Source organism: Streptomyces rubradiris, assembly GCF_016860525.1.
GTDB classification, from domain to species: Bacteria; Actinomycetota; Actinomycetes; order Streptomycetales; family Streptomycetaceae; genus Streptomyces; species Streptomyces rubradiris.
In genome coordinates this window covers 257,544-279,519 of the sequence record NZ_BNEA01000015.1, presented here as the reverse complement: position 1 = coordinate 279,519, position 21,976 = coordinate 257,544, and the positions used below count along the sequence as shown (strand labels likewise).

The 21,976-nt window shown below is 70.7% G+C and carries 18 protein-coding genes and 3 pseudogenes; 6 read left to right on the top strand and 15 right to left on the bottom strand.

Annotated features, from left to right (window positions below; translation table 11 throughout):
- Positions 1 to 44 precede the first annotated feature (44 nt).
- The 3 genes and pseudogenes from Srubr_RS14670 to Srubr_RS14660 all read left to right on the top strand — a co-directional run.
- On the top strand, positions 45 to 1,160 hold the full coding sequence (locus tag Srubr_RS14670; protein WP_189999024.1) for a Gfo/Idh/MocA family protein: 1,116 nt from the start codon (positions 45 to 47) through the stop codon (positions 1,158 to 1,160).
- The gene (locus Srubr_RS14665; RefSeq protein WP_189999022.1) at positions 1,157 to 2,092 is read left to right on the top strand and encodes a DUF6807 domain-containing protein; all 936 of its coding nucleotides are present in this window, start codon (positions 1,157 to 1,159) and stop codon (positions 2,090 to 2,092) included. Before Srubr_RS14670 ends, Srubr_RS14665 begins: the two co-directional genes overlap by 4 nt.
- An 85-nt stretch (positions 2,093 to 2,177) precedes the next feature.
- A pseudogene (locus Srubr_RS14660) lies at positions 2,178 to 2,515 on the top strand (cupin); the annotation flags it as partial.
- Positions 2,516 to 3,354: 839 nt separating this feature from the next.
- Here the strand turns inward: Srubr_RS14660 and Srubr_RS14655 are convergent.
- A complete protein-coding gene (locus tag Srubr_RS14655) occupies positions 3,355 to 3,768 on the bottom strand; it encodes a lytic transglycosylase domain-containing protein (protein WP_203854960.1) in 414 nt (137 codons plus the stop codon).
- Positions 3,769 to 4,339: 571 nt separating this feature from the next.
- On the opposite strand from Srubr_RS14655, the gene Srubr_RS14650 reads away from it, so the two are divergent.
- Both Srubr_RS14650 and Srubr_RS14645 read left to right on the top strand, forming a co-directional pair.
- A complete protein-coding gene (locus Srubr_RS14650; RefSeq protein WP_189997136.1) occupies positions 4,340 to 5,773 on the top strand; it encodes a lamin tail domain-containing protein in 1,434 nt (477 codons plus the stop codon).
- A 294-nt stretch (positions 5,774 to 6,067) separates the two neighbouring features.
- Positions 6,068 to 6,214 carry a hypothetical protein gene (locus Srubr_RS14645; RefSeq protein WP_189997135.1) on the top strand — a complete coding sequence of 49 codons (147 nt, stop codon included), beginning with the start codon at positions 6,068 to 6,070 and terminating at the stop codon, positions 6,212 to 6,214.
- 142 nt (positions 6,215 to 6,356) lie between these two features.
- On the opposite strand, the gene Srubr_RS14640 is transcribed toward Srubr_RS14645, so the two are convergent.
- The 13 genes and pseudogenes from Srubr_RS14640 to Srubr_RS14580 all read right to left on the bottom strand — a co-directional run.
- Positions 6,357 to 7,601: an ATP-grasp domain-containing protein gene (locus tag Srubr_RS14640; protein WP_189997134.1), complete on the bottom strand. Its 1,245-nt coding sequence runs from the start codon at positions 7,599 to 7,601 to the stop codon at positions 6,357 to 6,359.
- 102 nt (positions 7,602 to 7,703) lie between these two features.
- Positions 7,704 to 8,768 carry a hypothetical protein gene (locus Srubr_RS14635; protein WP_189997133.1) on the bottom strand — a complete coding sequence of 355 codons (1,065 nt, stop codon included), beginning with the start codon at positions 8,766 to 8,768 and terminating at the stop codon, positions 7,704 to 7,706.
- The gene (locus tag Srubr_RS14630) at positions 8,758 to 10,044 is read right to left on the bottom strand and encodes an MFS transporter (protein ID WP_189997132.1); all 1,287 of its coding nucleotides are present in this window, start codon (positions 10,042 to 10,044) and stop codon (positions 8,758 to 8,760) included. Before Srubr_RS14630 ends, Srubr_RS14635 begins: the two co-directional genes overlap by 11 nt.
- Positions 10,041 to 11,210: an ATP-grasp domain-containing protein gene (locus Srubr_RS14625; RefSeq protein WP_189997131.1), complete on the bottom strand. Its 1,170-nt coding sequence runs from the start codon at positions 11,208 to 11,210 to the stop codon at positions 10,041 to 10,043. The genes Srubr_RS14630 and Srubr_RS14625 overlap by 4 nt, the downstream gene beginning before the upstream one ends.
- A 1-nt stretch (position 11,211) precedes the next feature.
- Positions 11,212 to 12,372, bottom strand: coding sequence for an ATP-grasp domain-containing protein (locus Srubr_RS14620; protein ID WP_189997130.1), 1,161 nt, complete (start codon positions 12,370 to 12,372; stop codon positions 11,212 to 11,214).
- Positions 12,369 to 12,773 (bottom strand): GNAT family N-acetyltransferase, encoded by a 405-nt coding sequence (locus Srubr_RS14615; protein WP_203855026.1) that lies wholly within the window; start codon positions 12,771 to 12,773, stop codon positions 12,369 to 12,371. Before Srubr_RS14615 ends, Srubr_RS14620 begins: the two co-directional genes overlap by 4 nt.
- A 44-nt stretch (positions 12,774 to 12,817) precedes the next feature.
- Positions 12,818 to 13,582 carry a class I SAM-dependent methyltransferase gene (locus tag Srubr_RS14610; protein WP_189997128.1) on the bottom strand — a complete coding sequence of 255 codons (765 nt, stop codon included), beginning with the start codon at positions 13,580 to 13,582 and terminating at the stop codon, positions 12,818 to 12,820.
- 5 nt (positions 13,583 to 13,587) lie between these two features.
- On the bottom strand, positions 13,588 to 14,085 hold the full coding sequence (locus Srubr_RS14605; protein ID WP_189997127.1) for a LeuD/DmdB family oxidoreductase small subunit: 498 nt from the start codon (positions 14,083 to 14,085) through the stop codon (positions 13,588 to 13,590).
- A complete protein-coding gene (locus Srubr_RS14600) occupies positions 14,082 to 15,317 on the bottom strand; it encodes a 3-isopropylmalate dehydratase large subunit (RefSeq protein WP_189997126.1) in 1,236 nt (411 codons plus the stop codon). Before Srubr_RS14600 ends, Srubr_RS14605 begins: the two co-directional genes overlap by 4 nt.
- A gap of 9 nt (positions 15,318 to 15,326) precedes the next feature.
- Complete coding sequence (locus Srubr_RS14595) at positions 15,327 to 16,457, bottom strand: homocitrate synthase/isopropylmalate synthase family protein (protein ID WP_189997125.1); 1,131 nt, start codon at positions 16,455 to 16,457, stop codon at positions 15,327 to 15,329.
- Positions 16,447 to 17,793, bottom strand: a complete 1,347-nt coding sequence (locus Srubr_RS14590) for an LLM class flavin-dependent oxidoreductase (RefSeq protein ID WP_229926797.1) — start codon at positions 17,791 to 17,793, stop codon at positions 16,447 to 16,449. Before Srubr_RS14590 ends, Srubr_RS14595 begins: the two co-directional genes overlap by 11 nt.
- A 48-nt stretch (positions 17,794 to 17,841) precedes the next feature.
- Positions 17,842 to 18,690: an isocitrate lyase/phosphoenolpyruvate mutase family protein gene (locus tag Srubr_RS14585; RefSeq protein WP_189997124.1), complete on the bottom strand. Its 849-nt coding sequence runs from the start codon at positions 18,688 to 18,690 to the stop codon at positions 17,842 to 17,844.
- A gap of 1,073 nt (positions 18,691 to 19,763) precedes the next feature.
- Positions 19,764 to 20,098: pseudogene (locus tag Srubr_RS14580) on the bottom strand (SDR family NAD(P)-dependent oxidoreductase); the annotation flags it as partial.
- A gap of 33 nt (positions 20,099 to 20,131) precedes the next feature.
- Between Srubr_RS14580 and Srubr_RS14575 the strand changes: the two are divergent.
- Positions 20,132 to 20,954, top strand: a pseudogene (locus Srubr_RS14575) (helix-turn-helix domain-containing protein); the annotation flags it as partial.
- Between the two features lie 146 nt (positions 20,955 to 21,100).
- On the opposite strand, the gene Srubr_RS14570 reads toward Srubr_RS14575, so the two are convergent.
- Positions 21,101 to 21,952: a LysR family transcriptional regulator gene (locus Srubr_RS14570; RefSeq protein WP_229926790.1), complete on the bottom strand. Its 852-nt coding sequence runs from the start codon at positions 21,950 to 21,952 to the stop codon at positions 21,101 to 21,103.
- Between the last annotated feature and the right edge of the window lie 24 nt (positions 21,953 to 21,976).

Here is a 21,976-nt window from a genome sequence, read left to right as displayed (position 1 = left end):
CCATGGCTGCCTGCGTCCTGCCGATCCCTCCCGAGGAGCGCCGCATGCCCCTGCCCGCACCCCGCCGCCGCGTCGCCGTGATCGGCACCGGGGCCATCGTCACCGGCGGCCATCTGCCCGCGCTCAGAGCCCACGCCGAGCGGGTCGAACTGGTCGCCGCCGTCGACCTGGACGAGGGCAGGCTGGACGCCTTCCGGCAGCTCGCGGGCGCGCGGGTCGCCGGGTTCACCTCGACGGAGGCCATGCTGGACGAGGCCCGGCCGGACCTGGTGCTGATCGGCACCCCGCCCGCCCTCCACCGGGAACAGACGGTGGCCTCACTCAAGGCGGGCGCCTGGGTACTGTGCGAGAAGCCGCTCTGCCTGTCCCAGGCCGAACTGGACGACATCGCCGCCGCCGAGGAGGCGTCCGGCGCCTACGCCGCGGTCGTCTTCCAGCACCGCTACGGCTCGGGCGCCGTACACGCCCGCGACCTCATCGCGCGCGGCGAGCTGGGCGCCCCGCTGGTGGCACACTGCCAGACCACCTGGCACCGGGACGCCGCGTACTACGCCGAGCCGTGGCGCGGCCGATGGGCCACCGAGGGCGGCGGGCCCACCATGGGCCACGGCATCCACCAGTACGACCTGCTGCTGCACCTGCTCGGCGAGTGGGAGGAGATCCGGGCCATGGCGGCCCGCCTGGTCCACGACATCGAGAGCGAGGACGTCTCCACCGCCCTGGTCCGCTTCCGCAACGGCGCGCTCGCCACCGTCGTCAACAGCGTGCTGTCCCCCCAGGAGGTGAGCCGCATCCGCGTCGACTGCGCCGACGCGACCGTGGAGTTGACCCACCTGTACGGACACGGCAACGACGACTGGGTCTACACCCCGGCCCCGCACGTCGACCCCGAGCGCGTCGACGCCTGGCGCGCCCCCGCGCACAACGTGCCCAGCTCGCACACCGCACAGCTCGGCGCCTTCCTCGACGCGTACGACCAGGGGGTACGGCCGCCCGGCAGCGGCCGGGACGCCCGCGCCGCCGTGGAGTTCGCCGCCGCTCTGTACAAGGCGGCGTTCACCGGCCGGCCCGTGCGCGCCGGCGAGATCGGCCCCGGTGATCCCTACTACACGGCCATGCACGGCGGCCACCCCGACTGGGCGCCCGAGGAGCGCGCGTGAGCATCCGCGTCAGCCACGTCCACGGCGAGCACCTCGCGGTCCAGGCGCCGAACGGCACCGAGATCCTCCGCTACGTCTACCGTCCCGACCCGGACCCCTTCGAGTCCCCCAAGCCCTACGCCCACCCGGTCCGCACCCTGTCCGGCCGCACGGTCACCGGGTACCGCCCGAACGACCACCGCTGGCACAAGGGCGTACAGATGACGGCCAGTCACCTCTCCGGCCAGAACTTCTGGGGCGGCAACAGCTATGTGCCCGGCCGGGGTTACCTCGCGCTGCCCGGCCGGGTCGGCTCCATGCGCCACGACGGTTTCGCCGCCCTCACCGCCGGGTCCGAACGGCTCGCTTTCACCGAGGAGTTGACCTGGGTCGCGAACGGCGGGCAGGAGTGGGCCCGCGAGGAGCGCGGCATCGAGGTGCACTCGCTCGACGAGGAGGCCGGCGCCTGGGTCCTGGACTGGTCGATCCGGCTCACCAACATCCGTACGGAACCCCTGGTGTTCGGCTCCCCGACCACCGCGGGCCGCGAACTGGCCGGGTACACCGGCCTGCAGTGGCGCGGGCCGCGCGACTTCACCGGTGGCCGGGTCCTCGCCCCCGGCGCCGGCTCCGGAGCCGCCGACGCTGGTGAACTGATGGGCAGTCAGGGACCCTGGCTCGCCTTCACCGCCGAGCACGACGAAACCGACGGACACTCCACACTGGTCTTCGCGCACGCGCCGGAGAACCTGGACGAGACCTCGGCCATCCACGAGTCCCACTGGTTCGTCCGCGCCGAACCCATCCCCACGGTCGCGTTCTCCTGGGCGTTCTTCGAGGAGTTCACCCTGGAGCCGGGGGAGTCCTTCGGCTACCGCTACCGGCTGGTGATCGCCGACGGAGCCTGGGACCGGGACCGGATCACCGCCCACCTGACGACCCTGCCGTGGTGACCGGGCCGGACCCCCGGCCGCCCCGCCGCTGGCCGGGGCGGCCGGCCTGACTCACCCCTACGACTACTGGGAGGCCGCCGACGGCATGTGCGGCGACAGCCCGCATCCGCACCTGGTGCGCACCGAGGCGTACGTCGTCACCGCGGCCGGGGAGCGGTGCAGACCCTCAGCCCCAACGGCTGCCGGGACGTCCCCCCGAGGCCGGGCACGGTCGCCTGGTTCACCCCGGGCACCGTCCACCGCATGGTGCAGGGCGGTGGGCTGCGCGTCACCGCGCCGATGCGGAACAGCGGCCTGCCCGAGGCCGGGGAAGCGGTGTTGACTTCCCTGCCCTAGGTGCTCGCCGACCCCGAGCGGTACGCGGCGGCGACCACGCTCCCGCCGGGCACCGGTCCCCGGCCGGGAGCCGCCGAACGTCCCCGCCCTGTGGCAGCCCGTCTGACGGTCGCCGCACGGCAGGACCCACACGCGCGAGCGCACACACCGGCCTGGTCGGAAGGTCATCGCGGCGTCCGAAGACCACCGTCCCCGTTCCCCGCCCATGACGAAGTCACCGTTGCCGCTTCGAGAGGACGGGCGACGACGACCACGTGAGCGGGCCGCCGGCCTCCCGCTGCCGCAGCGACGGGAGCCGCGTTCGGCGTCCGCCGCGTCCTCCGTGAACGCGAAGCCCGGTCAGGCCGCGGCGACGGGCAGCAGCCGGTGGGCGTCCCCGTGGGCGTCGACCCGGCCGGCGGCGGGCGGGGCGAAGCGGGTGCCCACCAGCAGGGTGTCCGTGCTCAACGGCGAAGGCGGCAGCGGCGGGGTGGGCGAGCTGGACCAAGCGGTGGACGCGGGTGCCGGTGGTCAGCGCCGTCTCACACCGGGCTGGCCGGTCCGACTGCGACGTGGCCGGGGGGGCCAGGGGGCCGGGAAGGCGCGGGCCCGGGACGATCCGCACGCCGTCGGCCGGGACGTCGACCACAGGTCGAGCGGGTCGGCCCACTCGACCGACCAGGTCGGCTGCCGCCTCCCACGCTGCGGGCCATTCCGTCAGGCGTCCGCGCGCCGCGCCCACCTCACCGCACGGTGATCCGCCCGGATGCCGGCGGCCTGACATCGGTCGCTCCTGAGTGACGCGGCCACGTCGGCGTAGGGGCTCTTACTGGCCAAGTGGCGCGGACGGCGGGCGGCGGGTGTCTTTGCCTGTATACGCGTATACGCGCGCACCCCCGCCGGGTGGGCGGGGGCGCGGAAGCGTTATGGGGTGCTGTCGGCTCGGCTCAGTACCAGCCGTTGGCCTGCCAGAAGTCCCAGGCCTTGACGGGGCTGCCGTAGCGGGAGTTCATGTAGTTGAGGCCCCACTTGATCTGGGTGGCCGGGTTGGTCTTCCAGTCGGCGCCGGCGGAGGCCATCTTGGAGGCCGGGAGGGCCTGGACGAGGCCGTAGGCGCCGGAGGAGCTGTTGGTGGCGTGGGGGTTCCAGCCGCTCTCGTGGGAGACGATCTTGCTGAAGGCGTTGAACTGCGCGGCGTCCGGGATCATCTTGTGCGCGATCGCCTGGGCGGAGGAGGCCTGGGCCGGGGCGGCGTGAGCCGGAGCGGCGGTCAGTGCCATGCCGGCGGTGGCGGCGGCCACGGCGGCGGTGGTGAGGGCCTTCTTCGGGGAGGCGATGCGGCGGATGATGGAGACGGTCACGAAGTACCTCTTGCGTCGGGGGCAGGGGATCGCCCGCATGTGGTGGGCCACGTGGTGTGGCCGGCATGCGTGGGCGCCGCGGCCCGCTTGGGGCTCGTGGCGCCTGGCGACGTCATCCAGATAAGCAGGCCCGCCGGGGGCCCGCAATGACCCCCTTTACTAGTGGTGGCCGGATTAGTGAGGGACGCGAAGTATGTGGCGTGCGTCTCAATCCGCAGGTCACAGGGGGTACGGGATGGGGTGAATCCGGCAAAAGGTGCTACGGCGTCGGGTCGTAGGTGACGTGCGTCATGTGGGGTCCTTCACCGGCTCGCTCACGACGCGTGCTTGGATTCGCGCGCTGGGTCACTGCTTGGGGTCGTCGAATGTGACCGCGGTCTCGAAGGTGACACGCCAGGCGGCCCTGACTCGCCCGTCCTGACTGTGGTCGTCGGCGCCGTCCGCCAGGACGAACGGGGCGGGGGCGAGTTCGTCAGCCGTTCATGTGCTGTCCGTCCTGGTGGGGACGTCATGTTCGGACTGGTCCATGACTGTCAGGCCGCCTTGCCCATGACAACGTCAGGACCGTCCCGTGACTGCATCGGCCGCTTTCCGGCGCCCTCGTGTCCTCACTCGCCTTCTCCTCGCCGTACCCCTCCTGGCCGCAGGCGCCCTGACCGGCCCACCGGCGGCGCACGCGGCCGTCGCGGACGGTGTCCGTATCAACGAGGTGGTGACCACCGGCGACGTCAACGACTCGATCGAGCTGTACAACAAGGGAACCGCCACGGTCGACGTGTCGGGCTGGATCCTGAAGGACAACGACAAGGACCACACCTACAAGATCGCTTCCGGGACCCTCCTGGGGCCGGGCGCGTACAAGGCGTTCGACGTGAGCGGCAAGTTCGGCCTCGGGTCGGACGACATGGCCCGCCTCTACCTCGCGGACGGCACGACCCAGGTGGACAGCTTCTCCTGGAGCGAGCACTCCGATCCGTCCTGGTCACGCTGCCCCGACGGCACCGGCGCGTTCGAGCGGGCGGCCACGGTGACCCTGGGCGGTCCCGACGACTGCGGTACGGGCGGTGAAGGAGGCGGCTCCACGACGCCGACCGCTTGGCCGGGAAGCAGCAGCGTGGCCACCGCGGACGGTTCCAACGTCTTCGGCCAGGACCTCAGCGGCCTCTACCAGGAGGGCGGCGTGCTGTGGGCGGCGCAGAACGGCGGCAGGCTGTGGCGTCTGGTGCGTGACGGCTCCGGCGGCTGGAAGCCGGACACCGCCGGCGGCTGGTCCTCCGGCAGGACTCTGCGCTTTCCCGGTGGCTCCGGCACCCCGGACAGCGAGGGCGTCACCCTGACCGGTGCCGGTTCGACCGCGGGAGCGTTCGTGGCCGGCGAGCGCGACGGGGACGCGTCGGGCACCAGCCGCCTGTCGGTGCTGAAGTACGACGTCAGCGGGTCAGGCTCGTCGCTGACCGCGGCCAAGGAGTGGAACCTCACCTCCGACCTGCCCTCGACCGGCTCCAACCTCGGTTTCGAAGGGATCACCTGGATCCCGGACACCGCACTGACCGGCGCCGGGTTCAAGGACGCCTCGACCGGCGCGGCCTACGACCCGGCCCGTTACAGCGGCCACAGCGGCGGAGTGTTCTTCGTGGGTGTCGAGGGCACGGGCATGATCTACGGTTATGTGCTGGCCGACTCCGGCTCCTACACCCGTGTCGCGTCCTTCAGCAGCGGCATGTCCGGGGTGATGGAACTGCAGTGGGAGGCCCAGGCCTCGCGCCTGTGGGCGGTCTGCGACGACACCTGTGACGGTCGGCACCGCACCCTGAAGATCGACGCGACCGGCGTCTTCACCACCACCGGCCTCTTCAACCGCCCGTCGGGCATGCCCGACTACAACAACGAGGGCTTCACCCTGGCCGGCGCGGACGAATGCGTAGCGGGTGCCAAGCCCGTCTACTGGGCGGACGACTCCAACGACGGCGGGCACGCCTTGCGCAGGGGCACCATCACCTGCTGAGGGGGGCGGGCTGGCGCGCGGCCGTCCTGGCGGGCCTTCACCGTCCGCCTCCACCCATCCCCAGCCCACCAGCGCGGATTTCGCCCCCGGTCCTGTGGGCTGTCGGTCACCCCGTGACGACGACCTTCCGACAGCAGGACGGAAACGATCCTCGGCGATCGGTCCGACCAGGTGTCGTTCGCCGTCCTGCGCGACGGCCGACCGCCTTCGAGGCCGCCGCCCGCCCCGCGCCGAGGCCCCATCCCGGCCCCTGCCCGAGGCACGGAGGCCGGGACCGGGGCCTGCACCGACCCGATGGCGCACGTTCTGCGGCGGCTGATCACCCGTCTCTCCGACCGCCGGCCCACACCCGTCGAGCACATCCCGCACTGGTCGGCCTGGCGCCGCCGACGACGCCAGGCCCGCACCAGCCGCTACAAACGCCGCGGACACAGCCCCTGACCGGGCCATCAGTCACGGCGAGCACCGTTGCGGTACCAAGCCGGTGATCATCCTGTCGTAGGTGTCGGGCCGGCAGCCCTTCACCGGGTCTCCCTTCCGCGTCGACGGACCTTCGCGACTGGTGCCCGGGCCGGCCGGGGCCTCAGGTGTCGCCGGCGGAACGGGCGGCCTCCCTGAACCAGGCGGCGACGTCCGCCGCGGTCGCCTCCACCTCCGTGGCGCCGGCTCCGCGCACCACGGCACGGCCCGCGCGAGTGGTGGTGGTCCGCGGTGTCGTCATCAGCGAACCCACCGCGAGCTTCAATTCCGCGTCGACCACACCCGGCCTGGCCCGGATGTCGTCGACCGATGGCATCGACAGCACCCGTCCCGGCGGAGCGCTCAGCGTGACCCATCCGAACAGGTCCTCGCCGGGCGCCGCACCGGCTCGCCCGGGGGCGGGAAGGGCCAGCACCGCCGCCGCCCACTCCCGATGCAGGTCGACCCCGGTGGTCAGCAGAACGGACCGGTCGATGCGTCCGCCCGCGATACGGCCGGCACACTCGCCGAAGACGAGTGTGCCGTCAGTCTGCTCGAAGGCCTCCAGGTGGTACACCCCGTCGGCGAAACCGAGGACGTCGGCCGCTTTCCGGACCAACCGCCGCGCCCGCGCGTACCGAGATTCCTCCTGAGCGGCGTGCAGCGCGACCGAGCCGTTGAGCGCTCCGTGCAGGGCGGTGATCTGGTTCCGGAAGTACCGGGACACGCAGATCTCGACGACCTGCCCGCCCCTGACCGCACCGTCGATGTGCAGTTCGTCGCCGGGCACGAACTCCTCGCACAGCCAAGGACCCGCGCCGTGTCCCTTCTTCCAGGCGGCGACGTCGTCGGCGGAGCGCAGCGCCGCGGTATCCGCGGCCCCCGCCCCGGACGGCGGCTTGACCACGACGGGCAGCCCGCCCACCGAGGCCACGGCTTCCGCCAGTTCTTCCGGATGCACGAAGACCGCGGACCGCGCCAGCGGTACGCCCGCACGGCGCAGCGCCGTCTTCTGGGCCTGCTTGTCGCGCAGCAGCACCGCCGTGGACAAGGGCAGCGAACGCGCCGCGCAGGACGCGCCGATCACCGCGGCCGCCACCAGGCCGTGCTCCAGGGCGCTGGTGACCACGTCGAACTCGTCCAGGCTGATCCCGTCACGCGCGAGACCCAGCAGGACCTGCTCGGCGTCCATCGGGTCCGCCACCACCACGATGCGGTCGACCAGACCGCGCCGGCGCAGCGAGACCGCATGTCTGGGCGTCGCCACACAGGTGATCCCTGCTCCCAGCTCGCCCAGCGCCGCCACGGATTCGTCCGGCTTCGCGCCGAGCAGCAGGACCCGGGCGCCGCCACCGACTTCACGCACCATGTTCTCCTCCCGAGGTAACCACCGGCATGGTCGCGGGGACCGCTGCGGCGCCCGCCCGTCGACGGCGCGCCGGGCCCTTCGCCGTCCGCTCCGCCGCGTCCATCACCCGGCCTCCGATCCGACCGGCTCGAACGGGTCGACCCGCTCCGCGAAGCCACCGTGCTCCACGACCGCCAACCCCTGGCTGTACGGAACACCCTGGCGCTCCAGTTGCTCCGCGACCGCCGGTGACGGCCCGGCGAACCGCAACAGGTCGGCATCCGGGACCACCACGACCCGCGGGTCGCGCATGTCCTCGACGGCGACCTGCCGCAGCGCGTCGACGCGGCGCTGGACGTGCGGCCAGTAGCCGGCCATCTTGGCGCCGCCCAGCACATGGCAGTCGCCCAGCAAGGAGAGCATCGCGAGGTTGCTGTAGTTGTCGAACACGGTCGCCTCACGTGCCGGGCACTCCACGAGCACGCCGTCGGGCCCCACCCGCCGCCCCTGCGCCTGGCCGGTGAGCAGGCGGCACCAGGCGAGCAGCGACACACCGGACTCGCCGGTCACGGCGGCGGAATCCGCCGCGTGTTCCTGTACGAAGGAGACGAGCAGGGAGAGCGGCAGGTAGGTCGCCACCGGTCCGGGCACCATGCCGGCCGCCCGTTCGACCACCGAGCCGACCAGCATGTACGAGACGGCCAGGTCCGCTCCCCATCGGGCGACCCGGGACGCGTGGAGGTCTGTCGGGGTCGCTCCGTCGAGCGTGACGTCCATCGGCGGCTGACTGGCGACGGTCACGTGCTTGCGCTTCTTGTTCCGGGAGAACTGACGATGACAGCGCACCTTCCCGTCCTCGTCCAGGTACCACCAGGCGTAGGGGCGCCAGCCCAGGTCGGAGAAGTTGATGTGGGGGAGGACGACGCGGAGGTGGTGGGGCGGGTCCGCCTGCCGTCGCTGGAGGGTGCCCGCGTACCAGCAGACCCGCGTGCGCGGGTCGAACACGTTGGGGCTCGCGTGCGGCAGCGACACCAGGACGGTCCCGCTCGCGGCCCACCGTGTCAGCGAGGCGTCGTCGAGTCCCAGCAGGGTCAGGACTTCGTCGGCGGCCGCGGCCGGCGCGTCCGGTCGTACCAGGTCCCAGCGCCTGCGCCGTACGTAGTCGATGAACGTCGTCTCAGGTGGCACCGACCAGTTCCTCCATCTCCCTGTTCCGTCCCACGCCCCACCAGCTGAGCCCGGCCGCGCCCAGGACGACGGCGAGCGCGAGCCAGGCGGCGGTGAGTCCGAGGCCCTCCACGAGCCAGCCGGCCACCAGTGCGGCGACGCACTTGGCCGCTCCCGCGACGGCGTTGCGCACCACGGTGAACCGTCCCACCTGATCCTCGGGCGGCGCCTGGTTGGTCAGCACCTGCATCACCATCACATGGGTGGTGAGAACGGCGCTGAGCACGAGGAACAACAGCACGACGGCGGCCGGCCAGCGGGTGACGGCGATGCCGGCGGTCAACACCGCGCCGACGAGGAAGGCGGCCCGCAGGACGACGTGCGACGTCAGTCGTCCGCCGGCCAACGCCGTTCCCGCGAGGAAGCCACCGCTCATGCCGGCCACGCTGAGCACCGCGTAGAAGTCGCCGGATCCGGGCGACACCGTCTGGGCCAGGGGGACGGCGACGGTGGAGATGAACGGGAGCGCGCCGCTGCTGGGGAACGAGTACAGCAGGATCATGAGCAGTACCCGGGAGCCGGCCGGTGAACTCCTCACCGGCTGCTTTCCGGCCGGTGCCCCCGCTCGCCCGGTGTCCTGGGCCACCGGTGCGGCCGCGGCGGCCGTCGTCTGCTCCGCGTACGGCCGCGAGTCCTCCTCGTGCGGCCGCGAGGGGGCGGCGCGTCGCACCGCCAGCAGTCCGGCCAGGTAGAGGAGGGCCGCGCTGACGAAGCACCAGCCGACCGCCCCGACACCGAGCAGCACACCGGCTGCCCCGCCGCCGATCGCCCCGCCGACCTGGGCCAGCGAGGTGGAGCGCTGACGCAGCCGTACGGCCTCCGACGCCGGGTAGCCCTGACGGATGACCCGGCCCGCGTGCGCCTTGTTCATCGTCTTGACGAAACTCAGACTGCACTGCACGACCGCGAACGCCCCCAGGGCCGGCCCGGGAGGCGAGCCGGCCAGCCATACCAGGGCGAGCAGCGAGGAGCCGGCGAACAGCACCCAGTTGGTCCGCGACAGCCGGTGGGCCGCGTCTCCCGAGTCGGCCCTCTTGCGGACGATCAACCCCAGAACGACACCCGGCAGGTAAGCCGCGGCGTTCATCGCCCCGGTCACCGCCGCGTTGTGGCTCAGGCGATAGGAGGCCCACATGATGGTGACCGCTTGGAGGGTCTCGGCGACACTGCTGGTGCAGAAGAAGGTGAGCAGCCACCGGGCGCCGCGGGCCGGCCGGGAAGTCGCCACATCCGTCATGGGGCCGTGCCGATCCCCGCCGGCACCGGTCCGGCGCCGCTCGGGGCCGTGATGGCGGTCCGCAGCCGGGCGGCCCCCTCCGCGGTCAGTCCCTCGTAGTAGGCGCGGTACTCGAAATCGCAGGAGTTCGTCGGGTCGGCCCCGCGGGTCATGTTCCCCTCGCCGATCAGGACGACACCGGGCAGCCGGCCTGCCTGGGCCGCCGGCAGCGGCAGGCTGCCGTCCGCGTTGGGGCGGGCCCAGAGCATCCCGCTGATCTCGGCCGCCGGATGGCCGGGCGCGAAACCGAGGTGGTCGAGGCCGAGTTGCGCGGCCACGAAGGCGGCCCAGATGTCCGCTCCGGTCGTGACACGCAGCAGTTCTCCCCAGCCGGCGCCGGCCGGACGGGCACCGACCTCCCCGAAGGACAGCTGCGCACCGTCGTACAGGAACTCCACGTGGAAGACGCCGTCGCCGGCGTCGAGCGCCTCGATCACGCGGCGGGTCAGATCGGTCAGCCGGGGCCGCAGCGGATCGTCACGGCGCAGGAACGACGTGCCCCAGGTCCCGGTGGTCTGCAGGGCCGGCCGGTCGTACTCGGAGATCACCAGCCAGGAGACCCGGCCGTCGTGGAAGACACCGTCGCAGTGGAACTCACGCTCGACCGCGACGGCCTCCTCCACCAGCCACAGACCGTCCTGGTCCGCGAGCCAGGTGCGAGCCCGGTCGACCGGCATCCGACGCACGTCCCGTGACGCCGAGGAGGCGATCGGCTTCACGACCACGTCGGTGGCGCCGGCCGTGAGCTCCGGCTCGTCCGTCAGGAACCGACCGGACAGCCAGGCGCGGGGGGAGGGCACCACGGAGCCGAGCCGGCCGCGCATCCGCCACTTGTTCGTGACCAGCAGGCTCTGCTGGTAGTCGAGCCCCGGCAGGCCGTACTGACTGCGCAGGAACCCGGCGGCGAGCATGGTGCTCTCACTCGTCGCCACCACCGCGGCGAACGGCCGGCGGGACATCAGTTCGTCGGCGGCGCGCAGCAGGCCGGGGCCCGGCAGCCGGTCGTGCCGTTCCGCCCCGGAGGGGAGACGGACGAACTCGTGGGTGTCCGAGAACATGCTCATGGCCCGGCGGGCCCATTCCTTGTCGCGTCCGAGCACGAGGACGCGGGTCCTGGATTCCGACACGTCAGGCGCTCCGGTTGAAGTCGGCTATCGCACGCAGTTCCTGTACCAGTTCCTTGTGTGTGGCGGCTTTGACGATGGCGTGTCCGCAGCGGCCGTAGATGCCCACCCGGTCGTTCTCCGGCGCGGGGTAGTCCACCTCGAACAGGTCGAAACGATCACGGAAGGACTGCTCCGACAGATCCCGGTCCGGGTTGCGGACGAGATAGATCCAGCCGAACAGGTCGGTGGGCTCGCTCCCCTGTTCCGGCACCTCGGGCGCCCGGCCGAGCGCCACGTCGAGGGTGGCGCCGTACAGGTCGATCCCATGCGTCATGCGCAGCACCTCCGGTGTCAGCGCGCCGGCCGGCCGCGCTCCCACCTCGCCCAGCACCAGTTCCCCGTCGGGCCGCACGAACGCCTCAAGGTGGAAGACGGTGTCGGGGGCGTCCAGCTCGCGCAGCACATCGGACGCGAACCGGCTCGCCCGGTCGCTCAGTTCGCTCTCGGCGGGCCCGAGCGGCGCGTCGGCGACCGCGCCCCCCTGGGTCCAGCCCATCAGCGGCGCGAGGTAGCTCGACGCCGCGGCCCACACCAGGCGGCCGTCCCGCCACACACCGTCGACGTGTATCTCGTGGCCCTCCACGAACGATTCGGCCACCGCCCGGACATGGGACACGAACGGATGACGGCGCAGATAGTCGTCGAGTTCTTCCTGGCTGCGGACGGGTTCGGTGGCCTGGGAGCCGAAACCGTCCGCCGGCTTGACCACGAAGGTCGCACCGAGGCGCTCCGCCAGTGCCGCGTAATCGGGGTCGGTGGGCCTGAGGTACACGCACTCGGCCGTGGGGATGCGCGGGGACACCGCGCGTTTCTGGATCCGCTTGTCGCGGAACTTCAGGCACCGTGCCAGATCGGTGTCACCGGGCAGTCCGAACACCGAACGCAGCACGGTCGCCGCGAACATCGGGTGTTCGTGGCCGGTGACGACCGCGCTGACGTCGGTGCCCGGATGCTCCGTCACGGCACGCAGGACCTCCTCGCCGTCGGCGAGGTCGGCGACCCTCGTGTAGGACAGACCGCTCAGCCCCGGCTTCAGCTTGTCGACGACGAAGTGGAGGTCCAGACCGCGTCGCCGAGCCGCCTCGACGAAACCCGCTCGATATCCCAGACAGACAACAGTCACTCTCGTGCACCGATCTCTTTCACGTATAGGTGATGGGCTGGGGGAAAAGGCTGCGTCGGCCGATAGCCCAAGGAGGTGAAGAACTCGATGTTGGCGCCGAGACTGTCGCGCAGGGCGATCACCATACGGCGTCGCCCCAGAGCCAGAGCCCGGTCCTCGACGGCGGCGACCAACTGCGTTCCGACGCCGCGCCGGCGCCACGGGACGGAGACGGCCAGGGCGTCCAGGGTGTGTCCCGCCGGATCCGGCGTCTGGTGCACCACGCCCACCAGCTCGTCCTCCCTGTGTGCCAGCAGCCAGGAGGAGGCACAAGCCCGGACTGCCTCGCCGGACCAGGTGAGCGCGGTGGGGCGGAACCCCACCGCGAAAGGCCGGTAGACCTCGTGGACAAGGTCCGCCACGGATGTCGCGTCCGCGGCACGCGCCTGCCGGATCCGGACGGGGATCACCGCGGACGGACGGCGTAGAACGCCTCGCTGACGTAGGGGAGCCGCACCCGTCCGCCCTCCTCGTACCGCGCGCACAGCTCGCGCAAGCGGGCGTAGAAGACCGGCCCGACGGCTGCGACGGCCCGTTGGGCCTGGGTGGAGGACGAACTCATGGTGACGAATTCGTCGACGGTCAGCGTCTGCACCCAGTCGGACGCCCGGCGCACCACCTCCGCGAACACCACGCCCAGTTCCTCCGCGATGTCGAAGCTGCGGTACGAGCGGCTGTAGCCGGGCGAGAGCTCCTCCAGCAGGTCCTCGTACGCGGCGGCGAAACCGCCGGCCGCGTGGTCGCGGTTGTTCTGGATGACCAGGCACAGCCCGGCGGGACCCAGGCACCGCGCGGCCTCGCGCGCATAGGCGGCCCGGTCCATCCACTGGTAGGACTGGGCGGCCACCACGAGGTCGACGGAGGAGGACGGGCACGAGGCGAGGTAGCCCTCGGCGGTGCTCTCGTGCCACACGACATGCGGGAACTTCTCCCGCCCGACCCGGATCATGTCCGTCGACACGTCCACCGCGTGCACCGCCGCGTCATCGGGCAGGTGCGGCAGCAGTCCCTCCAGGGCGATGCCGGTCCCGGCTCCGGCGTCGACGACCGTCGGCCGGCCGGTCTTCGGCAGGTACTCGACGACGTGCCGGAACAGCTCGGCGGGGTAGCGCGGCCGCGCCTGATCGTAGTTGTTGGCCAGTCCGTCGAACTTGGCTTCGGAAGTGGACAAGTGGCTTACGCTCCAGTGACTCGGGTTTTGACACGGGGCAGGAGACCGCCGTGGCTGATCATCTCCAGGAGGAAGGGCGGCGGTTCGGGGAAGGTGGCCAGGACCGTCCCCTCGCACCGGATCTCCCCGCGCCCCAGGTCGAGGGATATGGTCATCCCCTCGGTGAGGCGATCGGTGTCGGTTTCGATGGCCGGCAGCGCCAGGTTCCAGCAGTTGCGGAAGAGGATCCGCCCGAAGCGGGGGGCGATCACCAGGCCGATCCCGTTGGCCAGGAGGGTGGAGACCGCCTGTTCCCGGGAGCTGCCGATACCGAAGACCGAGTCGCTGACGATCGCGTCCCCCGGCTCGACGGTGTCGACGAACCCCGGGAGATACGCTTCGAACAGGTGCGGCGCGAGGAGCTTCGGGTCGGTGTGCATGTGCTTGTACCGGGCGGGGATGATGTCGTCGGTCGAGACCGTACCCGTGACCCGGCGTACCCGGTACGTCGATGTGTGCGTCACGGCAGGTCCTCCACCCGGGGAATGGCACCGGACAGCGCGGTGGCGGCGGCCACGACGGGCGAGGACAGGTAGATGTTGGCCTCGGGATTGCCCATCCGGCCGCGGAAGTTGCGGTTCATGGTCGACAGCACGTTCTCGCCCCGGGCGGGCAGCGGGCCCTGGGTTCCCACGCAGGTGCCGCAGCCGGCGGGGGTGACCACGGCTCCCGCGGTCAGCAGGGTGTCGATGTAGCCGGCGCGCATCGCCTCACGGTAGACCGCGTTGGAGCCCGGGGTCACGACGAACTGGATTCCCGGTCCCACCCGCCGCCCCCGCACGACCGCCGCCGCCTCGGCGATGTCCTCCAGCCGGCTGTTGGTGCAGCTGCCCAGGAAGACGTACGAGATCGGTGTGCCCGCCGCCTCGTCCAGCGGCACGGTCCGGGCCGGGAGGTGGGGGAGCGCCACCGTCGGCTGCAGGCCGCCGATGTCGAAGTCGACCCGGGGAAGTCCCGGCGCCGTCCCCGTGGGGACCGCCCCCTGCTCGTCGGGGACGAAGACGCACTTCGCACCGAGTTCGACGCCCAGGCTGGCCAGGCTGGCGGACGCGTCGTCGGAGAGCGAACGCGCCCACGCTCCGGTGAACTCCACCGACCGGTACAGGAAGGGCTCCTGGCCCTTGTCCCGCAACAGGGAGAGCAGGACGTCACGCGGCCGTGTGGCCCGTGCCGGCGTACCGGTGAACCTCACCTCGACGGTGTCGGGGACCCTCAGCCAGGTGGTCCCCGTCACCATCGCGGCCACGATGTCCGAGGCGCCCATCCCGAGCCCCAGCGCCCCGAAGGCACCGCCCACACACGTGTGCGAGTCGGAGCCCAGGACCAGGGCGCCGGGGGAGAACCAGCCGACCTCCGCGGCGAGCACGTGGCTGATCCCCTGGCCCCGTGCCCGTACGTCCACTCCGAGACGTGCCGCGAACCTGTCCGCGTCCTTCATCCGGTCGGCCATGTCGACGTCGGCCACAAGAACGGAGTGGTCGAAGACGAAGCTCACCCGCTCCGGGTCGAAGACCGTCGTGAAACCGTGCTGTTCGTACAGCCTGGCGATGGTGGGCGCGTTGCCGTCCTGTACATAGACCCGGTCGGGACGGACGGTGACCAGCCGGCCCGGCGTGACCGGGCCCTCACCGCCGGCCAAGTGGCCGGCGATGATCTGTTCGGCCAGCGGGGCGCCGCGTTCGAGCTTCTTCGTCACACCCGGTCCTCAGTGCTGTGCGGCGCGGGCTTTGCCGGCCATCTCGCGAAGACGGTGCGGAGGAACCGTCCCGCCGGTGGCGATGGCCTCGGTGCGCACCTCCTGCAGCAGCTCGTCCAGGGTGTCCGAGTCCAGTTCGGCGCCCTCCTCGCCCAGGGCGTGGGCGATCACGCCGCGTCCGGAGTGCTTGCCCACGAGCAGCTTGCGCTCACCGCCGACCCGCTCCGGGGGAAAGGGTTCGAACGTCGAGGTGTCCCGGAGCATGCCGGTGGTGTGGATGCCCGATTCGTGAGCGAAGACGTTGGGTCCCACGATCGGCTGCCACGGCGAGGAGGGGAAGCCGCAGGCGTGGGAGACCAGGCGGGACAGCGCGGTGAGTTGCGTGGTGTCGATGCCGAGGTCGACGTCGTACCACTGGCGCAGGCTCATCACCACCTGGGCGAGGTCGGCCATGCCGGCCCGCTCGCCGATGCCGTTGACCGTCACGTGGAAGTAGCGCACGCCGGCCTCGATGGCGGCCAGCGTGTTGGCCACGGCCAGCCCGAAGTCGTTGTGGCAGTGGGCCTGCAGGTCGATGTCACAGACACCGGTGATGGCGCGGACCCGTTCGGCGTACTGGCTGGGCGACAGGATGCCGATGGTGTCGGACAGACGCAGCCGGTCCGCGCCCGCCTCGGCGACGGCGACGGCGTACTCCTTGAGGAACTCGGGCTCGGTCCGCCCTATGTCCTCCGCGCTGATGCTGACGAAGCAGCCCTGGTCCTTGGCCATCTTCACCATGTCCTGCGCGGTGGCCAGCAGCCACGCGCGGTCCTTGCGCACAGAGTTCTTCAGGTGGTTGTCGGAGGTGGGCAGACCGATGTGCACGGCCCGGAAGCCCAGGTCGATGCTCTTCTGCACGTCACTTCGCACACCGCGGTTCCAGCCGATGAGGGTGACCTCGTCGCGGCGCTCCAGCATCTCCTTGAGGGCCTTGACCTCCTCGCCCCCCATGGTGGGAATGCCCGGCTCGATCCAGCGCACGCCGGCGTCCACGAGGGCGTTGAAGATCTGCACCTTCTTCTTCGCCGAGAGTGCCACCCCGGGAGTCTGCTCGCCGTCGCGCAGGGTGGTGTCCTCGAGAATCAGGTCATCGCGCATGATGGTGTTCCCCTTCCGATGTGGTGACGTTCTGGGTGACGTACCGGTTCTCGGGACGACGCAGTCCCAACTTCTCGCGAAGCGTCCCGGGTCGGTACCGCCGCTTGAAGACTCCCCTGTGCCGGAGCCGGGGCAGGATGTTCTCGGAGAAGTCGCCGAGGCTTTCCGGAAGCAACGGCGGCATGATGTTGAACCCGTCGGCGGCGCCGCTTTCGAACCACCGGACGATTTCATCGGTGACCGCGTCATAGCTGCCGATGAGAGTCATGTGCCCGCGTGAGGTGGTCATCCTCTCGTACAGCTGGCGGACGTTCAGCCCCTCGTCGTAGGCGAGTCGCTCGATGAGCGCGCGACGGCTCGTGTTCGCGTTGCTGGGCGGCAGGCGCGGCAGCGGTCCCTCGATGTCACACGAGGACAGATCGAATCCGCCGACGAGGTCCGACAGCATGCTCAAGCCGAATTCCGGCCGGATGAGCGACTGGAGTTCTTCGACCTTTTCCCGGGCCTCCTTCTCAGTCGTTCCCGCGTACACGGTGAGGCCGGGAAGGATGATGACGTCCGGGTTGAGCCTGGCATAGCGGGACGCACGCCGGTCGAGGTCCTTCGCGAACACGAGGGCGGATTCCAGGTCCGGCTGGGCCGTGAACACCATCTCGGCCGTTCTTGCGGCCAGTTCACGGCCGGCCTCGGAGGAACCGGCCTGCACGATCACCGGATGACCCTGCGGCGGTCGCGAGACGTTGAGTTCCGCGTCCAGGGAGAAGACACTCCCGCGATGACGCAGTTCGTGGCGCTTGGCGGGGTCGTAGAACCGGCCCTTCGCCTTGTCGGCGGGGAACGCGTCGTCCTCCCAGGTGTCCCAGAGCCCCTGCACGATGTCGATGAACTCGTTCGCCCGTCGGTACCGCTCCGCGTGCGCGGGGTGGGAGGGCAGCCCCAGGTTCCGGGCGGCTGCCTGCTTCGATGTGGTCACCAGGTTCCAGGCGGCGCGCCCTTCCGAGATGATGTCGAGACTGGCGTACTCGCGAGCCAGGTTGTAGGGCTCCTTGTAGGTCGTCGAGGACGTTGCCACCAGGCCTATGTCCTGGCTGACCATGGCCAGTGCGCTCATCAGCGTGAGGGGTTCGAAGAAGGTCACCCGTCCGCCGAAGCCGGCCCGGTCGTCGTTGAAGACCGCCGGGGCGTCGGACAGGAACAGCGTGTCGAACAGGTGCTGTTCGGCGAGCCGGGTCACCTCTACGTAGTGGCCGAGGTTGCGCGTGGCCGTGGTGTCACTTGCGGGATGCCGCCAGGAGGCGGCGTGGTGGCCGGTGCCGTAGGAGACGTAGGCACCCATGACCATGTGTTCCCTGCGTTGCGAGGGCATGTGGTCGGCTCCGGATGATCAGCTGCGGGGTGCCCGCACGATGGGCCTTTTGTCGTCGGGCATCGACAGGAGCTTCGAGGTCTCGATGCAGAGTTCCCCGGCTTCCAGGGCCCGGCCGTGGTCGAGGATGCGGTGGCTGACCTCTTCCATCGCTCTGGTCGCCGCGCGGAGCATCTGGTTGGCGTAGATGATCAGGTTGAAGCCCGCCGCGTGCAGATCCTCCTCGGTGACGGAAGGGTAGGCGGTGGGGATCGCCACCAGGAGGGTGTGCGGGTGACGCTCGCGCAGTTCGCGGGCCAGGTCGAGCACGGGTCGCTCGTCCGCGCTGCGGCTGTGCAGCACCAGACCGTCCGCACCGGCGGCCACGTAGGCGCCGGCGCGGTCCAGGATCTCCTGTCGCGACAGGCCGGTGATGAGCCCCTCCAGACGTGCGATGACCATGAAGTCGGAGGAGGACTGTGCGGCCTTTCCACGGGAGATCTTCTCGCAGAAATCGTCGACCGGCGCCATGGTGTGCAGTCCGTCACCGGGCAGCAGGGAATTTCGTTTCTCTCCGCTCTTGTCCTCGATCACCACTGCCGAGACACCACGACGCTCCATGGCCTTGACCATGTATTCGAAGTGGAGGACCTGTCCTCCGGTGTCCCCGTCCATGACCAGGGGCAGGGTGCTGACGGAGAATATCTGGTCGATCCAGGACAGCCGCAGTTCCATGTCGAGCAGTTCGATGTCCGGCAGGCCACGCAGTGCGGAGTCGGTCAGCGAACTCGACCAGAATCCGTGGAACGCCCTTTTGTTCGGACCTTTCCCTTGGGCGTGTTCCGCGATGACGGCAGCCAGTGGACTGTGCACTTCTATGATGCGCACAGTCTTTCCTCGGGCGAACGACTCCCGCAGGGATGCCAGCCGGGTCTCGTTTCCTACGGTGGAAATACTCATTGGTTCCCCTGTCGACGAAAGTGCTCCCTCGCCGGCCGGCAGATGTCCGGCCCCTCGCTCTCGGAGGGTCGGCTGCCTTGTCCCGGCTTGCCTGGACCGGTTTTCGGCATGGCCCACGGACCGCTGGACCGTGGAAGGTGAGGATGTCAGCGAGAGAAGCACGGTACGAGCGTGAAAATCGATGGCCGACGGCCACGATCTGCCAGGTCGATACCGCTGGACTACAGGCTTACCCGCAGGGAGGAACTGCTCGATCCCTGCGTCACGTGGAGAAAGTGGAAGTGCACACAGGGCGCGATCCCCTCTGCTTATCCCCCTTTGGGGAGGTGTCTCTCCCGGTCACGGAGAGGCAGGTAAAGGAAATGATCCGTTCCGCCATTGCGTCAACACCCGCCCCTGCCGCCGAAGTCGCGGGGGTCTGTTTCAGGCCACCTTCCGGCGCGTCCAGTGTTGCGCGAAATCAACCTTCCGGACGTCGAGCGGACATGCTTCGTCCACTGATAGTCACCACTGCGAGCATCGGGAAGTGACCTGACTCACACTGGTCTCCGAGCGTGGCCGTGGATCTCGGCGACAGACGCTTGGTAGGTACATCTATCGCTCACCCAACGTGACCGCGCCCGCACTTGACCGGTTGTCGTTCACCGGCTGACCCCCTACCCGCGGGTGCGGGCACCGAGGGCGAGGGGGACGCCGCGCCCGGGTGGGCGTCGCGCACCGGCGGGGAGGGCTGGGTGCGGCGCTGGGCGGGCTGCGATCGGACGTCGTGGCGCCCAGCATGATCGGTAAAGACTGGTAACAGGTTTCTTTACCCTACTTTACTGCACGGTGGAGGCGGCGACGCCGCACCGAGGGGCCGAACGGGCCGGGCCTGGCCCGGTGTTGGCGGCGCGGGCCCGCTGCCTGGGTCCGGAACGCGCGCAAGGTGCGGCGTAGTTGGCGGTGCGAGTGGCTGGAGCGGTCGCCGCGGGGGCGTCGTGGACGCCCTGCGGGCAGGTTTCTCAGTAAGCGGTGAGGCCGCCGTCGACGACGAGTTCGGAGCCGGTGACGAAGGAGGAGTCGTCGCATGCGAGGAAGAGGATCGCGGGGGCGACCTCTCCGGTACGGCCGGCTCGGCGCAGAGGAGTGCGCTGGATGTCCGGTTGCCGGTCGCCCTGCTCGTCCAGGGGGGCCTGGATCATCGGTGTCGCGATCACCCCGGGATGTATCGAGTCGACCCGTACGCCCTGCCGGGCGTACTCGACCGCGGCCGTCTTGCTCCGAGCCAGGTGCCTTTCTGGTTCACGTCGATGACGTGGTCCCACGCGTCCTCCTCGGTGTCCTCGATCCCCGGCCACCTTGCCCTCAAGTCGTCGTGCGGTCATGAAGCCCGCACGACGTCGGCATGCCGAGCCACGGGCCCCGCAGAGTCGCCGGACTGCGCCGAGAGGAAGTCGCCGTCCTGGCCGGAGTGAACGCCGACTACTACACCCGCCTCGAACAAGGCTGCGAACGCAGCCCCTCACCCCAGGTGATCGACGCCCTCAGCCACGCGCTGCACCTCGACGAAGACGCCAGGACGGTACCGGCTGGCCGGGGCCACGCCCGGCGAACGGCTTTCCCCCCACTCCGCCGGGCGGGTCAGTCCCGCCTTGCGACAGCTGATGGACGGCTACCCCAGTACCCCGGCGTTCGTCATGAACCGAACCCTCGACCTCCTCGCGGTCAACGCACTGGCCCAGGCCCTCTACTCGGCGTTCACCCCGGCGGACAACCTCGCCCGCATGACCTTCCTCGACCCCGCGGGCCCGGCCTTCTACACGGACTGGGAGCGGGCAGCCCATGCCGTCGTCGCCAACCTCCGCGAGGCAACCGGCTTCGCCCCGGACAACCCACGACTGCGCGAACCGGTCAGCACCCTCACCGAGCACAGCCCGGACTTCGCACGCCTGTGGCAGACCCACGCCGTGCGCGGCAAGACGCGGGACGCCAAGCACTTCCTCCACCCGGACATCGGCCAACTCACCCGCACTTACCAGGCGTTCGACGTACGCGAGGCACCCGGCCGGCAACTCGTCGTCTACCACGCCGAACCAGGAAGTCCCGGCGCCCAGTCCCTGTACCTGCTCGGCTCCCGCCACGCCACCCGGCGCCGGGCGGACTCCCCTCACGTCGCCGGCCAACCGATACAACGTGGAGATCAGCGCCGGTAGACCGCTCCTCGGCCACCGTGGGTGGCTCGGCCCGGGAAGTCGCGGCTCCGGCACGGCTTTTGTGCCGTCGGGCCGGTCCTCGGCGTCCCGGCTCGACGATCCCGGTGAACCAGAGCCCGAGACGCGGCGGCACCTGTTGCCGGTGCTCAGCGACGGTACGCGGCTGTCGCGATCTCGATGAAGGATCGGATCAACGGGTTGGTGTCACCTTCGTTCCACACCGCCACCACTCGGCTCGGCACCATGTCGATCAGCGGCACCACGGCCAGGTCCGCGGGCAGGTCGTGTCCGAGCGGGGCCAGGCCGACCGTGCCGTTCCACAGCACGGCGTGCAGGCATTCCTGGACGGCGCGCACCACTGGCCCCTGGCGCGGCCTGCCGCCGTTCCAGTACGCCTGCCAGCTGGGGTCGGTGCCCTGCGGGAACTGGAACCAGCGGCGGTCGTTCAGTTCGGCCAGCCGCAGCTGGTCGCGGCGGGCCAGCGGATCGTCGGCGCGCAGGACCACCCCGACCGGATCGGTCCGCAGCGCGCGCAGCGTCAGGGCGGTCTCGTCGAACGGCGCCCGGGTCAAGGCGACGTCGACCAGTCCGGCGCGCAGCCCGCAGGTCGGGTCGGTCAGATCGGTGTCGCGGATGCGGATGTCGATGCCGGGGTGGAGTCGGCGGTAGGCGGCGGCCATCCTGGCCACTCCCGGGTCGGCGCCGTCGCCCAGGATGCCGACGGTGATGGTCGCGGCGCCGGCCGCCGCGCTCACCCGTACACGGACGTGGTCGGCATGGTCGAGCAGGGCCCGCGCCTCGTCGAGCAGCACGGTGCCCACCGGGGTGAGCGTGACGCCGACGGGCGAGCGGGCGAAGAGCAGGGCCCCGACATCGGCTTCCAACCGCTTGATCGCCCGGCTCAGCGGCGGCTGACTCATGTGCAGCCGGGCGGCGGCCCGGCCGAAGTGGAGTTCCTCGGCGACCGCCACGAAGTAGCGCAGGGTACGTAGCTCCACGCTGCCACGATACCCACGAGGTAT

What these genes read in the sequence shown, in the direction of transcription:
- Srubr_RS14670 (WP_189999024.1), top strand. Translation starts at nt 45, where the DNA reads ATGCCCCTGCCCGCACCCCGCCGCCGCGTCGCCGTGATCGGCACCGGG.
- Srubr_RS14645 (WP_189997135.1), top strand. Translation starts at nt 6,068, where the DNA reads ATGGCGCACGTTCTGCGGCGGCTGATCACCCGTCTCTCCGACCGCCGG.
- Srubr_RS14640 (WP_189997134.1), bottom strand. Translation starts at nt 7,601, where the DNA reads ATGGTGCGTGAAGTCGGTGGCGGCGCCCGGGTCCTGCTGCTCGGCGCG.
- Srubr_RS14630 (WP_189997132.1), bottom strand. Translation starts at nt 10,044, where the DNA reads ATGACGGATGTGGCGACTTCCCGGCCGGCCCGCGGCGCCCGGTGGCTG.
- Srubr_RS14595 (WP_189997125.1), bottom strand. Translation starts at nt 16,457, where the DNA reads ATGCGCGATGACCTGATTCTCGAGGACACCACCCTGCGCGACGGCGAG.
- Srubr_RS14590 (WP_229926797.1), bottom strand. Translation starts at nt 17,793, where the DNA reads ATGGGTGCCTACGTCTCCTACGGCACCGGCCACCACGCCGCCTCCTGG.